The sequence below is a fragment of the Nonomuraea sp. NPDC050547 genome (genome assembly GCF_044457345.1).
GTDB lineage: Bacteria > Actinomycetota > Actinomycetes > Streptosporangiales > Streptosporangiaceae > Nonomuraea.
In genome coordinates this window covers 574,960-587,492 of record NZ_JBITGW010000001.1, presented here as the reverse complement: position 1 = coordinate 587,492, position 12,533 = coordinate 574,960, and the positions used below count along the sequence as shown (strand labels likewise).

General features: G+C 72.2%; 11 protein-coding genes. 5 read left to right on the top strand and 6 right to left on the bottom strand.

Annotated elements, in window-relative coordinates:
* Positions 1-57: 57 nt before the first annotated feature.
* Genes ACIBHY_RS02730 through ACIBHY_RS02715 form a run of 4 tightly spaced genes read left to right on the top strand, consistent with a single transcriptional unit; the run spans position 58 to position 3,971 of the window.
* Entirely contained in the window at positions 58-396 is a 339-nt protein-coding gene (locus ACIBHY_RS02730) for a TcmI family type II polyketide cyclase (protein WP_397305731.1), read from the top strand.
* Positions 393-2,162 carry an acetyl-CoA carboxylase carboxyltransferase subunit alpha gene (locus ACIBHY_RS02725; protein WP_397305730.1) on the top strand — a complete coding sequence of 590 codons (1,770 nt, stop codon included), beginning with the start codon at positions 393-395 and terminating at the stop codon, positions 2,160-2,162. Before ACIBHY_RS02730 ends, ACIBHY_RS02725 begins: the two co-directional genes overlap by 4 nt.
* On the top strand, positions 2,155-2,604 hold the full coding sequence (locus ACIBHY_RS02720; RefSeq protein ID WP_397305729.1) for an acetyl-CoA carboxylase biotin carboxyl carrier protein: 450 nt from the start codon (positions 2,155-2,157) through the stop codon (positions 2,602-2,604). The genes ACIBHY_RS02725 and ACIBHY_RS02720 overlap by 8 nt, the downstream gene beginning before the upstream one ends.
* A complete protein-coding gene (locus ACIBHY_RS02715) occupies positions 2,601-3,971 on the top strand; it encodes an acetyl/propionyl/methylcrotonyl-CoA carboxylase subunit alpha (protein ID WP_397305728.1) in 1,371 nt (456 codons plus the stop codon). Before ACIBHY_RS02720 ends, ACIBHY_RS02715 begins: the two co-directional genes overlap by 4 nt.
* 213 nt (positions 3,972-4,184) lie before the next feature.
* Here ACIBHY_RS02715 and ACIBHY_RS02710 read toward each other — a convergent pair whose 3' ends face one another.
* The 3 genes from ACIBHY_RS02710 to ACIBHY_RS02700 are packed head-to-tail and all read right to left on the bottom strand — an operon-like array spanning position 4,185 to position 6,030.
* Positions 4,185-5,114, bottom strand: a complete 930-nt coding sequence (locus tag ACIBHY_RS02710) for an RluA family pseudouridine synthase (RefSeq protein ID WP_397246192.1) — start codon at positions 5,112-5,114, stop codon at positions 4,185-4,187.
* Positions 5,111-5,677, bottom strand: a complete 567-nt coding sequence (gene lspA / locus ACIBHY_RS02705) for a signal peptidase II (RefSeq protein ID WP_397246190.1) — start codon at positions 5,675-5,677, stop codon at positions 5,111-5,113. Before lspA ends, ACIBHY_RS02710 begins: the two co-directional genes overlap by 4 nt.
* Positions 5,641-6,030 carry a TraR/DksA C4-type zinc finger protein gene (locus ACIBHY_RS02700; protein WP_184960723.1) on the bottom strand — a complete coding sequence of 130 codons (390 nt, stop codon included), beginning with the start codon at positions 6,028-6,030 and terminating at the stop codon, positions 5,641-5,643. The genes lspA and ACIBHY_RS02700 overlap by 37 nt, the downstream gene beginning before the upstream one ends.
* Before the next feature lie 432 nt (positions 6,031-6,462).
* Here ACIBHY_RS02700 and ileS point away from each other — a divergent pair, with 432 nt between their 5' ends.
* Positions 6,463-9,597 (top strand): isoleucine--tRNA ligase, encoded by a 3,135-nt coding sequence (gene ileS / locus ACIBHY_RS02695; RefSeq protein ID WP_397305727.1) that lies wholly within the window; start codon positions 6,463-6,465, stop codon positions 9,595-9,597.
* Between the two features lie 80 nt (positions 9,598-9,677).
* On the opposite strand, the gene ACIBHY_RS02690 is transcribed toward ileS, so the two are convergent.
* The 3 genes from ACIBHY_RS02690 to ACIBHY_RS02680 all read right to left on the bottom strand — a co-directional run bounded on the left by ACIBHY_RS02690 (position 9,678) and on the right by ACIBHY_RS02680 (position 12,509).
* Complete coding sequence (locus ACIBHY_RS02690; protein WP_397305726.1) at positions 9,678-11,129, bottom strand: hypothetical protein; 1,452 nt, start codon at positions 11,127-11,129, stop codon at positions 9,678-9,680.
* A 105-nt stretch (positions 11,130-11,234) separates the two neighbouring features.
* Positions 11,235-12,116 (bottom strand): DivIVA domain-containing protein, encoded by an 882-nt coding sequence (locus tag ACIBHY_RS02685; RefSeq protein WP_397246184.1) that lies wholly within the window; start codon positions 12,114-12,116, stop codon positions 11,235-11,237.
* Between the two features lie 102 nt (positions 12,117-12,218).
* Positions 12,219-12,509 (bottom strand): YggT family protein, encoded by a 291-nt coding sequence (locus ACIBHY_RS02680; RefSeq protein WP_184960716.1) that lies wholly within the window; start codon positions 12,507-12,509, stop codon positions 12,219-12,221.
* Positions 12,510-12,533: the final 24 nt, after the last annotated feature.

Here is a 12,533-nt window from a genome sequence, read left to right as displayed (position 1 = left end):
GCCGGGGGCGCTTCCTACGGTGAGAACGCCATAGCGGCTCGTTCCCCAGGAGGTCACGTGTCCGAAAGGATCCTCATCGTCGCCAGGCTCAGCCCCGGCAGCGCCCCCGAGGTAGCCCGCCTGTTCGGCGCGTCCGACGACGGCGAACTCCCCCACGCGCTCGGGGTCCGGCGGCGCGAGCTGTACCAGTACCGCGAGCTGTACTTCCACGTCGTCGACTTCGACGGCCCGGCCGGCCAGGCGATGGAACAGGCCCGCGGCCGCGCGGACTTCCGCGGCCTGAGCGAGGAGCTGAGCCCGCACGTCGTCCCGTACGACCCGGCCACCTGGCGCGGACCGGCCGACGCCATGGCCACCCGCTTCTACCACTGGAGTCCCGGCGGAGGTGCGCAGTGACCGTCACCGCCACCGACGAGTGGACCCGGTGCGCCGGCTGCTCGGCCATCGTCTACCTGCCCCGCCTGGCCCGCGCCCACCAGGTCTGTCCCGAGTGCGGCCACCACCACCGCCTGCGGGCGATGGAGCGGATCGCCACGCTGGTCGACGAGGACTCCTTCCGCCCGGCCGTACCCCAGGTCAGGGGCGGCGACCCGCTGGGCTTCTCCGACGCCCTCCCCTACACCGAGCGCCTGGCGCGGGCCAGGGCCAGGACCGGCCTCGACGACGCGATCGTCTACGGCCGCGCGGACATCGGCGCCCGCCCCGCCGTCGTGGCCGCCATGGACTTCGCCTTCCTCGGCGGCAGCATGGGCTCGGCCGTCGGCGAGGCCGTCACCCGCGCCTGCGAACTGGCCGTGCGCACCCGCCTCCCGCTGGTGCTGGCCATCGCCTCCGGCGGTGCCCGCATGCAGGAGGGCACGCTCTCCCTCATGCAGATGGGCAAGACCGCCCAGGCGATGAGCCGCCTGCGGCAGGAGGGCCTGCTGTCGGTCTGCGTGCTCACCGACCCCACGTTCGGCGGCGTGACCGCCTCGTTCGCGACGCTGGGCGACGTGCTGGTCGCCGAGCGGGGCGCGCTCATCGGCTTCGCGGGCCCGCGCGTCATCGCCGCGGCCACCAGGGAGCGGCTGCCTGAGGGCTTCCAGAGCGCCGAGTACCTGTTCGCCGGCGGCATGCTCGACCGCGTCGAGCCGCGTGAGGGCCTGCGCCCCCTGCTGTCGCGCCTGCTCGCCCTGACCGGCCCGCGGCCGCCCGCCGTGGAGCGCGACCCGGACCACCTGACCGCCCCGGAGCCCCCAGCCGTGGCGCGCGACGCGGCCCGCCTGACCGGCCCGCGGCCCCCCGCTGTCGTGCGCGACCCCGACGAGCTGACCGGCCCGCTGCGCCCCGCCGTGGTGCGCGACCCCGACGAGCTGACCGGCCCGTCGCGCCCCCATGAGACGGTACGGCTGGCCCGCGACACCGCCCGCCCCACCGCCCTGGACTACATCTGGCACCTGTGCACCGACTTCGTCGAACTGCACGGCGACCGCCTGCACGCCGACGACCCGGCGATCGTCGGCGGCCCCGCGATGCTCGGCGGCGCCCCGGTGATGATCGTGGCCCACCAGAAGGGCCACGACACCAAGGAGCTCGTCGCCAGGAACTTCGGCCTGGCCCACCCCGAGGGCTACCGCAAGGCGCTGCGTCTGATGCGCCTGGCCGACCGCGTGGGCCTGCCGGTGGTGACCTTCGTGGACACGCAGGGCGCCGCGCCCGGCGTCGGCGCCGAGGACCGCGGCCAGTCGTGGGCCATCGCCGAGTGCCTGGCCGGGATGTCGGAGCTGGCCGTGCCGGTGGTCGCCACCGTCATCGGCGAGGGCGGCAGCGGCGGCGCGCTGGCGCTGGCCGTGGCCAACCGGGTGCTGATGCTGCGTCACGCCGTCTACTCGGTGATCAGCCCGGAGAGCTGCTCCACGATCCTGCACGGCGACCCCTCGCATGCCCTGGAGCTGTCGTCGTCGCTGCGCATCACCGCGCCCGACCTGCTGCGGCTGGGCGTCGTGGACGGCGTCGTGCCCGAGCCGGCCGGCGGCGCCCAGGAGAACCCCGCCGCCGCGATGGACGCGCTGCGCGAGGCGGTGCTGGAGGCGCTGGGCGAGCTGGCCGGGATGGACGGCGCCCAGCTGCGCAAGGACAGGTACGAGCGGTTTCGCCGGCTGGGGGTGGTCGAGGGTGGCTGAGCAGGATCTGCACGCGGCGCTGCGGCTGCTGCGCGAGGAGGTGGGGAACCTGGTCAAGACGGTTCCCGGACCGGTCTCGTCGGTCTCGGTACGGCTGGGCGACTGCTCGCTGGAGGTGTCGTGGGCCGGGGCCGTGCCGGCGGCGCCCGCCGTACAGGCCGAGTGGGAGGAGACGCCGCAGGAGGCGGCCGATCCGGCGCTGGCGGTCGTGACGGCGCCGCTCGTCGGCACGTTCTACGTCGCGCCCGAGCCAGGAGCGGCGCCGTTCGTGCGCGCCGGAGACCGGGTGGAGGCGGGCCAGACGATCGGCATCGTGGAGGCGATGAAGCTGATGAACCCGGTGGCCGCCGAGCAGTCCGGCGAGGTCGTGGAGGTGCTGGCGGGCAACGCCGAGCCGGTGGAGTACGGCCAGGACCTGGTGCGGATCAGGGTGGACGGATGAGGCCGCGCAAGATCCTCATCGCCAACCGGGGCGAGATCGCGGTCCGCGTGGCCAGGACCTGCCGGGAGCTGGGCATCCCCACGGTGGCCGTGTACTCGAGCGCCGACCGGGCGGCCAGGCACGTGGCGGCCTGCGACGAGGCGGTGAGCATCGGCCCGCCCCCGGCCCGCCGCAGCTACCTCTACGTGCCGGCGATCATCGAGGCGGCGCTGCGGACCGGGGCGGACGCGATCCACCCGGGCTACGGGTTCCTGTCGGAGGATGCCGACTTCGCCCGGATCTGCGCCGCCCACGGCATCACGTTCATCGGCCCGCGCCCCGAGGTCATGGACCTGGTCGGCGACAAGGCGCGGGTGCGCGCGCTGATGGCGGAGGCCGGGCTGCCGGTACTGCCCGGCAGCGACGGCGCGGTGCCCTCACTGGCCGACGCGGAGAAGGTCGGGGCCGAGATCGGCTACCCGGTGATCGTCAAGGCCGCGGCGGGCGGCGGCGGCCGCGGCATCGCGGTCGCCCGCGACGCCGGCGAGCTGCGCGAGGTCTACCGCGCCACCACCGCGCTGGCCCAGCAGGTCTTCGGCGACGGGTCGGTGTACGTCGAACGGTTCGTCCCCGCGGCCCGGCACGTCGAGGTGCAGCTGCTCGGCGACGCCTCGGGCAGCGTCATCCACCTGGGCGAGCGCGACTGCTCGCTGCAGCGCCGCAACCAGAAGCTGGTCGAGGAGGCGCCCTCCCCGCTGCTGCCGGACGAGCTGCGCCGCCGGCTCGGCGCGTACGCGGTGGCCGGGGCCCGGCACGTCGGCTACACCGGCGCCGGCACGATGGAGTTCCTGGTCGACGCCGGCGGCAACGCCACCTTCATGGAGATCAACGCCAGGATCCAGGTCGAGCACCCGGTCACCGAACTGCTCACCGGCGTGGACCTGGTCGCCGAGCAGATCAGGGCCGCCTCCGGGGAACGGCTCTCGCTCACGCAGGAGCAGGTCACGCCGACCGGGGCGGCCATCGAGTGCCGCGTCAACGCCGAGGACCCGGCCGCCGGCTTCCGTCCCACGCCGGGGCTGCTCACGGTGTTCCGCCCGCCGGGCGGGCCGGGCGTCCGCGTCGACTCGGGGTTCGCGCAGGGCGACCGGGTGCCGCCCGACTACGACTCGCTCGTCGCCAAGCTGGTCGTGTGGGCGCCGACGCGGGCACAGGCGATCGCCAGGGCCGACCGGGCGCTGGCCGAGTTCGCCGTCGAGGGTCCCGGCGTGGCCACCACCGTCCCGCTGCTGCGCGCGCTGCTGGCCCAGCCCGAGTTCGCCGCCGGCACCCACACGACCGCCTTCGTCACCGACTTCCTCTCCCGAACCCCGGTCCCCACCGGATAACGCGATCCCGGCCCTTTTCGCGAGCGGGCCGGGCCCAGACGGTCAAGGAACCCATGGGGCCGGTCCGGGTGGCCAAGGGTGACCGTGACGGCGGTGCGTCTGTCCGGCGTGAGAAGCGACCCCCACGATCGGCGCCCGCGCGCGGCGGCGGGTGGCGTGGGGGCGGCTCGCCGTAACGGAGAGAGCGCCGGAAAGCCCCGCGGCGACGGAGAGCTACGACTCGGCGCGCACCAGGTCGAGGGCTTTCTGGAGGTCTTCGGGGTAGTCGGTGGTGAAGGAGATCCACTCGCCCGAGGCGGGGTGCTCGAAGCCCAGGGAGACCGCGTGCAGCCACTGCCGCGTCACGCCCAGCCGGGCCGCCAGCGTCGGGTCGGCGCCGTAGAGCAGGTCGCCCACGCACGGGTGCCGCAGGGCGGACATGTGCACCCGGATCTGGTGCGTGCGGCCCGTCTCCAGTTTGATGTCCAGCAACGACGCCGCCCGGAACGCCTCGATCGTGTCGTAGTGCGTCACCGACGGCTTGCCGCCCGCCACCACCGCCCAGCGCCCGTCCCCGGCCGGATGCCGGTCGATCGGCGCGTCCACGGTGCCGCGGAACGGGTCGGGATGTCCCTGGACGAGGGCGTTGTAGCGCTTGTCCACCGTACGCTCCTTGAAGGCGCGCTTGAGGTGGGAGTACGCGTGCTCGCTCTTGGCCACGACCATCGCCCCGGTGGTGTTGGCGTCGAGCCGGTGCACGATGCCCTGGCGCTCGGCCGCGCCGCTGGTGGCGATGGTGTGCCCGGCGCCGAGCAGGCCGCCGATCACGGTGGGGCCGGTCCAGCCGACGGTCGGGTGGGCGGCCACGCCGATCGGCTTGTTGACCACGACGATGTCGTCGTCCTCGTACACGATCGTCATGCCGGGCACCGGCTCGGCGACCGGCATCGGGGTGGTGACCGGGGGCGGCATCGTCACCTCCAGCCAGGCGCCCGCGTGCACCCGGTCGGACTTGGCCGCCTCGTTGCCGTCGACCAGCACCTCACCGGCGCCGATCAGCTCGGCGGCGCGCGTACGGGAGAAGCCGAACAGCCGCGAGAGGGCGGCGTCCAGCCGCTCTCCCTCCAGCCCGTCCGGGACGGGCAGGCTGCGCTGTTCGCTCACTTCTTCACCTCGCGGGTGCCGTCGATCTGCAGGCCGCGCCAGGCCAGGATGACCGCCAGGATGCCGCCGCACACGATCGCGGAGTCGGCGATGTTGAAGACCGGGAAGTAGTCGATGATCGGGAAGTTGCCCGGCAGCACCTCGATGAAGTCGACCACGTGCCCCTGCAGCTGGGTCGACCGGCCGAAGCCGGACGGCCAGCGCAGCAACCGGTCGGTGAGGTTGCCCAGCGCGCCGCCCAGCAGCAGGCCCAGTGTGATCGCCCACGGCAGGCTGCGCAGCTTGCGGGCGGTGCGGATGATCGCCACCACCACGCCCGTGGCGATGATGGTGAACACGAACGTCATCCCGGTCCCGATGCTGAACGCGGCGCCGGAGTTGAAGATCACCCGGAACTGGAGCACGCCCGGGATGATCACGTTGGGCGGCTCGCCTTCGAGCGTCCGCAGCACCACGGTCTTGGTGACCAGGTCCGCCACGTAGATCACGAAGGCGAGCGCGCCCAGCAGGAGGAGGAGCTTGCGCTTTACCTGCGCTCCTCCCGCTGCTTGCACGTCACGCACAGCGTCGCCCTCGGGAACGCCTGCAGGCGCTCCTTGCCGATCGGCTTCTGGCACGATTCGCACACTCCATAGGTCCCTGCGTCGATCCTGGCGATCGCACGTTCGTTCTGCGCGACCAGGTCGCGCGCATTCAGGGTAAGGGCGATCTCGCGTTCGCGCTCATAGGTCTTGGCTCCGGCGTCCGCCTGGTCGTCGCCGGCGCCCTGCGTCACGTCGCCCGAGGCGATCTCCGACTCGTGGCGGCGAATGTCCGCGTTGAGCTCGTCTATCTCCCTTTGCAGGGACTCGCGTACCTCGGCCAGCTCCTGCTCCGACCACATCGACGGTGTTGCGGTCTGCGTGACTGCCGCCATGGCTGCCTCCATGCTGATCAAGGCCGGTGAATGGTGCGGGCAGCTTAGGTGCCCGATAACGGATCGGCAAACGACCCGCCGTGCGGTTTACCCCTCCCGTACTATCCCGCCCCGCGCATTCAACTCCTCCGCTGGAGAGTCCATTCCCACCGCTTTGCCCGCCACGGACGCGGCCCGCGGAAAACGGGGAAGTCTTTCGCTCCACTCTGCGTTATGGTTTGAGCCTGCAAGGCGTTGATGGGGCCCGACTGTGAGGGATATCACCCCGGAGCCGCCGGAAGAACGGCTCGTCACCGAGCTCACTAGAACCGGCCGCAGCCCTGAACGAAGAGGGCCCTTTCCGGGGCCAAGAAGGGTGGTACCGCGGAGCCCTCCGGCTTCGTCCCTTCACGCACCTGTCAGCTTGTGACCAGCGTGGAGGTCCCGCCCGAGATGTCTTCCCACTCTTTCCGCTCTCTTCCCGCGCAGGTCGACCTGCCCGCGCTCGAGCGCGAGGTCCTCGACCGCTGGCGCGACGGGAAGATCTTCGAGCGCTCGGTGGAGCAGAACGAAGGCAACCCGTCGTGGGTCTTCTACGAGGGCCCGCCCACCGCCAACGGCCTGCCCGGCGTCCACCACGTCGAGGCGCGCGTCTTCAAGGACCTGTTCCCGCGCTACAAGACCATGCGGGGCTTCAGCGTCCCCCGCAAGGCCGGCTGGGACTGCCACGGCCTGCCCGTCGAGGTCGGCATCGAGAAAGAACTCGGCCTGTCCGGCAAGAAGGACATCGAGGCGTACGGCATCGCCGAGTTCAACGCCAAGTGCCGCGAGTCCGTGCTGCGCCACGTCGACGCCTTCGAAGAGCTCACCGAGCGGATGGGCTACTGGATCGACCTGTCCACCGCCTACCGGACCATGGACCCGTCCTATGTCGAGTCGGTCTGGTGGTCGCTGAAGGTCATCTTCGACAAGGGCCTGCTGTTCCGCGACTTCCGCATCACCCCGTACTGCCCGCGCTGCGGCACCGGCCTGTCCGACCACGAGCTGGGCCAGCCGGGCGGCTACGAGACCGTGTCGTCGCCCTCGGTGTACGTGCGCATGCCGGCCACCTCGGGCCGCCTCCAGGAGCTCGGCGCCTCGCTGCTGGTCTGGACGACGACGCCGTGGACGCTGGTGTCCAACACCGCGGTCGCCGTACACCCCGACGTCACCTACGTCGCCGCGCGCACCGCCGACGGCGAGGTGCTCGTGGTCGCCGAGCCGCTGCTGGGCGTGCTGGGCGACGGCGCCACCGAGGTGGCCCGCTTCACCGGCCGCGAGCTGGAGCACACCTCCTACGCGCGCCCCTTCGACCTCGTCGACATCCCGGGCGCGCACTACGTCGTGCTCGGCGACTACGTCACCGTCGAGGACGGCACCGGCCTGGTCCACCAGGCGCCCGCGTTCGGCGCCGACGACCTCACGGTCTGCAAGAAGTACGGCATGCCGGTCGTCAACCCGATCGGCCCCGACGGCCGCTTCCTCGACGACGTGCCCATGGTCGGCGGCCAGTTCTTCAAGGACGCCGACGAGGGCCTCACCGAGGACCTGCGCGCCCGCGGCCTGCTGTTCCGCGGCGGCCACTTCGAGCACAGCTACCCCCACTGCTGGCGCTGCCACACCGCGCTGCTCTACTACGCGCTGCCCTCCTGGTACATCCGCACCACCGCGGTCAAGGACCAGATGCTCGCCGAGAACGAGAAGACCAACTGGTTCCCCGACACGATCAAGTGGGGCCGCTTCGGCGAGTGGCTGCGCAACAACGTCGACTGGTCGCTGTCGCGCTCACGCTACTGGGGCACGCCGCTGCCGCTGTGGGTGTGCACCGCCGACGAGAGCCACGTCACCTGCGTCGGCTCCCTGGAGGAGCTGGGCGAGCTGGCCGGGCGGGAACTGTCCGCGCTCGACCCCCACCGCCCGTTCGTGGATGACGTGTCCTTCCCCTGCCCGTCCTGCTCGGCCGAGGCGCGGCGCGTACCCGACGTCATCGACGCCTGGTACGACTCCGGCTCGATGCCGTTCGCCCAGTGGGGCGCCCGCGGCAAGCCCGAGGGCGTCTACCCGGCGCAGTTCATCTGCGAGGCCACCGACCAGACCCGCGGCTGGTTCTACTCGCTCATGGCCGTCGGCACGCTGACCTTCGGCCAGTCCTCCTACGAGAACGTGCTCTGCCTCGGCCTCATCCTGGCCGAGGACGGCCGCAAGATGAGCAAGCACCTGGGCAACGTGCTGCAGCCCATCCCGCTCATGGACCAGCACGGCGCCGACGCCCTGCGCTGGTTCATGGCCTGCTCGGGCTCGCCCTGGGCGGCGCGCCGGGTCGGCCACGGCACGCTGGAGGAGATCGTCAGGAAGGTCCTGCTGACCTACTGGAACACCGCCTCCTTCTTCACCCTCTACGCCAACGCCTCGTCCTGGACGCCGCAGGACGCCTCCCCCGGCGCCGAGCGGCCGCTCATCGACCGCTGGGCGCTGGCCGAGCTCCACCGCACCGTCGCCGAGGTGAGCGCGGCGCTCGACGAGTACGACACCGTGCGGGCCGGGCGCCGGCTGGCGGAGTTCCTCGACGACCTGTCCAACTGGTACGTGCGCCGCTCGCGCCGCCGGTTCTGGCAGGGCTCGCAGGACGCCTTCGCCACCCTGTACGAGTGCCTGGGGACCGTCACGCGGCTCATGGCGCCGATCACCCCGTTCGTCACCGACTACCTGTGGGACGTGCTGCGCCGGGAGGGCGACCCCGCCTCGGTGCACCTGACCTCGTGGCCGGCCGTACGCGAGGACCTGCTCGACCCCGCGTTGTCCCAGCAGATGGCCCTGGTGCGGCGGCTGGTCGAACTGGGCCGCTCCGCGCGCGCCTCGTCGGGGGTGAAGACCCGCCAGCCGCTCGGCCGCGCGCTGGTCGGCGCCCACGACTGGCCCGCCCTGCCCACCGAACTGCGCGAGCTCATCGCCGACGAACTGAACGTGCAGACTCTGGAGGACATGTCCGGCTACAGCTCCGACCTCGTCTCCTACACGGTCAAGCCCAACTTCCGCGCGCTGGGCAGGCGGTTCGGCTCCCAGACCAAGCTGGTCGCCGCCGCCGTCTCCGCCGCCGACGCCACCTCCCTGGCGCGCACACTGCGCTCCGGGGGTACGGCTTCGCTGGAGGCGGCCGAGCTCGGCACGGTCGAGGTGGGCCCCGACGACGTGATCGTCACCGAGCAGCCGCGCTCCGGCTGGGCGGTGGAGACCGGCGCCGTCGACACCGGCACCGGCGAGACCGTCGCCCTCGACCTGGCCATGACCGGCGAACTGCGCAGGGCCGGGCTCATCCGCGAGGTCATCCGCCTGGTGCAGGACGCCCGCAAGTCGAGCGGCCTGGCCATCACCGACCGGATCGACCTGTGGTGGACGGCCGCCTCGTCCGACCTCGCCGAGGCGCTGCGGGCCGACGGCGGGCTGGTGGCCGACGAGGTCCTGGCCCTGTCGGTCACGGAGGGCTCGTCCGAGCTGCCGGTGTTCACCGACGCCGACCTGGGGCTGACCTTCCAGCTGCGCCGCGCCTAGATGGGACAAGACGCGGTCCCCGATGCCCGGGGGCCGCGTCTTTCGTGTGCGGGGCCGCTTCGTCCTGGAGCGCGGGGCGGTCAGCCGACCGATTCGCGGTCGTTCTGGCAGACCGAGCAGCTCGTCAGCCCGGCGGCTTCGGCCTGGGCCAGCGTCATGGTCTCCACACCCGTGTCGCCGGCGCCGCGGATCAGCGGGCAGGCGGTGCCGTGGTAGCGGCGCGTGCCGACGATGACCTTCACCGTGCCCGGCCGCGTGTCCTTGGCGGACGCGTCGTCATCGGCGCCGTCCTCGGCCGGTCGTGACTTCGGCTCCGGCTTCGGGGACGGCGCCTCCGGCTTGCCCTCCGCCGAGGACTCGGCGGGCGTGGGCCGTGAGCCGGGCTCAGGCTTCTTCTCCGGGGTCGCGGGCTTGGCCTCGCCGTTGGCGGCCGTGGGGGCGACATAGGGCGCCACACGAGGTCCTGACGGGCTTTTGCCGGTGGCCCTGCCCTCGTCGGCGACCGGCGCCTCGGGCCGCCGGCCCGCGCCGTTGTCGCCGGTGACCGGATGCCCGGCCGTGACCGGCCGCTCGGGCTCGTCCGTCCCGGGCACGTCGTCCGTCCCGGGCCTCTTGTCCGTCGCGGGCTTCTCGTCCTTCCGGGCCTTGTCGTCCGCGGGGCTCGCGGGCCCGGCGTCCGCACTCGCGGGCTTGCCCGTCATGCTCGCGGGACCGCCCGCCGGCGGCTTGGACGGGGACTCCATGGCGGGAAGCCGGAGGTGCGGGTTGGTCGTCTCGGCGTCGGACTCGTCGTCCGGTCCCGGGGCGGGCGGGGTGTCGTCACCGGCCGCTGAGGGCTTCGCCGTACCGGAGGAAGAGGCTTTGGGGGCGAACCAGCCGCCAGGCTGGCCGGACCCGGACTCCGGAGTGGGGGTGGAAGCGGCGGGGGCCGGCTTCGGCGCTGCGACGGGGCCCGGAGGCCGGATGTCGCGGGTCGCCTCGGAGGGTTCCGCCGGAAGCTCGGCGGAGACGGTCCTGGTCTCCGGCGAGGCAGCGGGGTGGGGCGTGACGGGCTCGGGGTCGGCGGCAGGCGGCAGCTGCCGTCCACCGAGCGCCGTGTCGGGCAGGCAGCTCGTGCAGGGCGTGAAGCCCTCCTCGCGCGCCTCCTCGAAGGTGAGCTCCTCGTGATCCCGTCCGATCAGCTGACGGCATCCCGGTACGTGGTAACGCTTGCGCCCGGGGATCACCAGGACGAGAGCGTCCGGGGAGATCCCGCGTGCCGCGGGCCGGCGGGGAGCCGGTGAGGGGACGGTCGCCGTCTGCTGGAACGTCTGGGGACGCGGAGGAGACGGCGGCGCTCCCGCGGGAGCCTGGTCGGAGTGCGGCGGCTGCGGGTACCCGAACTTCGCGGGTTCGGGAGGGGTGGCCGTGGCCCCGGCACGCCCGCCGGGGAACAGCTCATGACGCCGCAGCAGCGCCCCGATCACCAGGAACAACGCGGAAAGCACGCTCACCACGATGGACCACATGATCAGGAACGGCTTTGCCAGCACGAAGCCCGCGATCAGTAGTACAACCGCCGCGAGCACCAAACCAGCACTGATAAGGATCACTAGGGGGCTCTCTCGAGTGACGGGTCCTTGTGTTGACCCGCTACTTTACCGGCGGTCGTTGTGCGGGCCGTCGGCGCCGGGGAAGGCGCCCTGGGGAGCCTCGCCGCCGAACGGGCTGGGACCGCCGGGAAGCGGCTGCTGACCACCCTGGGGTACGGCGTGCGTCATGGCCGGAGCGCCGGGGTTCGGCAGAACCGGGAACCCGCCGCTGCCCTCCGCGGAGACGTTCAGCTCGGCGAGCTGGTTCTCCAGGTAGAGCTTGAGGCGGCTGCGGTACTCGCGCTCGAAGCTGCGCAGCTCCTCGACCTTGCGCTCCAGCTCGTCACGGGTCTGGACGAGGGAGCCCATGGCCTGGCGGTGGCGCTCCTGCGCGTCGCGCTCCAGCGTCTCGGCGCGGGCACGGGCGTCACCGATGACCTGCTCGGCCTGGCGGCGAGCCTTGGTCAGGATGTCGTCGGCCTCGCGGCGGGCGCGGGTGACGGTCTCGTCCGCCTCGCGGCGGGCGTCGGCGATGGCCTGGTCGGCCGTCTGCTGGGCGAGGGCGAGCACGCGGGCCGCGGTGTCCATGTTGTCCTCGGCGGGAGGCATGTTCATGGCGACGGGCTGGGGCTGCGGCTGCATGGGCTGCATCGGCTGCATCGGCTGCGGCTCGGGGGCCCGCATGGGCTCCGGCTGCGGGGGCAGCTGCATCTCGGCCTTCGGCTCCTGCACCGGGGCGGAGGCCATGGGCATGTTCATGCCGCCGGGCACCTTCCCACGCAGGCACTCGGCCAGTTTGGCGCGAAGCTCCTCGTTCTCTTGGATCAGGCGGTCAAGCTCAGCTTCCACCTCGTCGAGGAAGGCGTCTACTTCTTCCTCGTCGTAGCCCGGCCGTAGCCGGGTGGTACTGAACTGCTTGTTCCGCACGTCAGCGGGCGTCAGCGGCATTTTTTGGTCTCCTTGGCGCGCTTGGAGTCTGTCCGGAGGGGGCAGACCCGAATCACTTCAGCGCGGACACGAGTCGGTTCTCGACCGGACCCCGCAGGCCCGTCACCTGGCGAGTGACCCAGCGATCTGGATCAGGATCAGCACCACGATGAACAGGACTGTGAAGCTTAGGTCAAAGGCCACCGTACCCAACCGGAGGGGAGGAATGAAACGGCGGAGAAACTTGAGAGGTGGGTCGGTTGCGGTGTATGTGGCCTCTGCGAGGACCAGCACGACGCCGGAGGGCCGCCACTGGCGGGCGAACGCCTGCACCGTCTCAAAGATCATTCTTCCGATGAGCAACACCAGGTAGAGGGACAGGACAACCACCAAGATCTGACCTACGATCCCCACGGCGTGGCCGCGCCTCCACTTCTG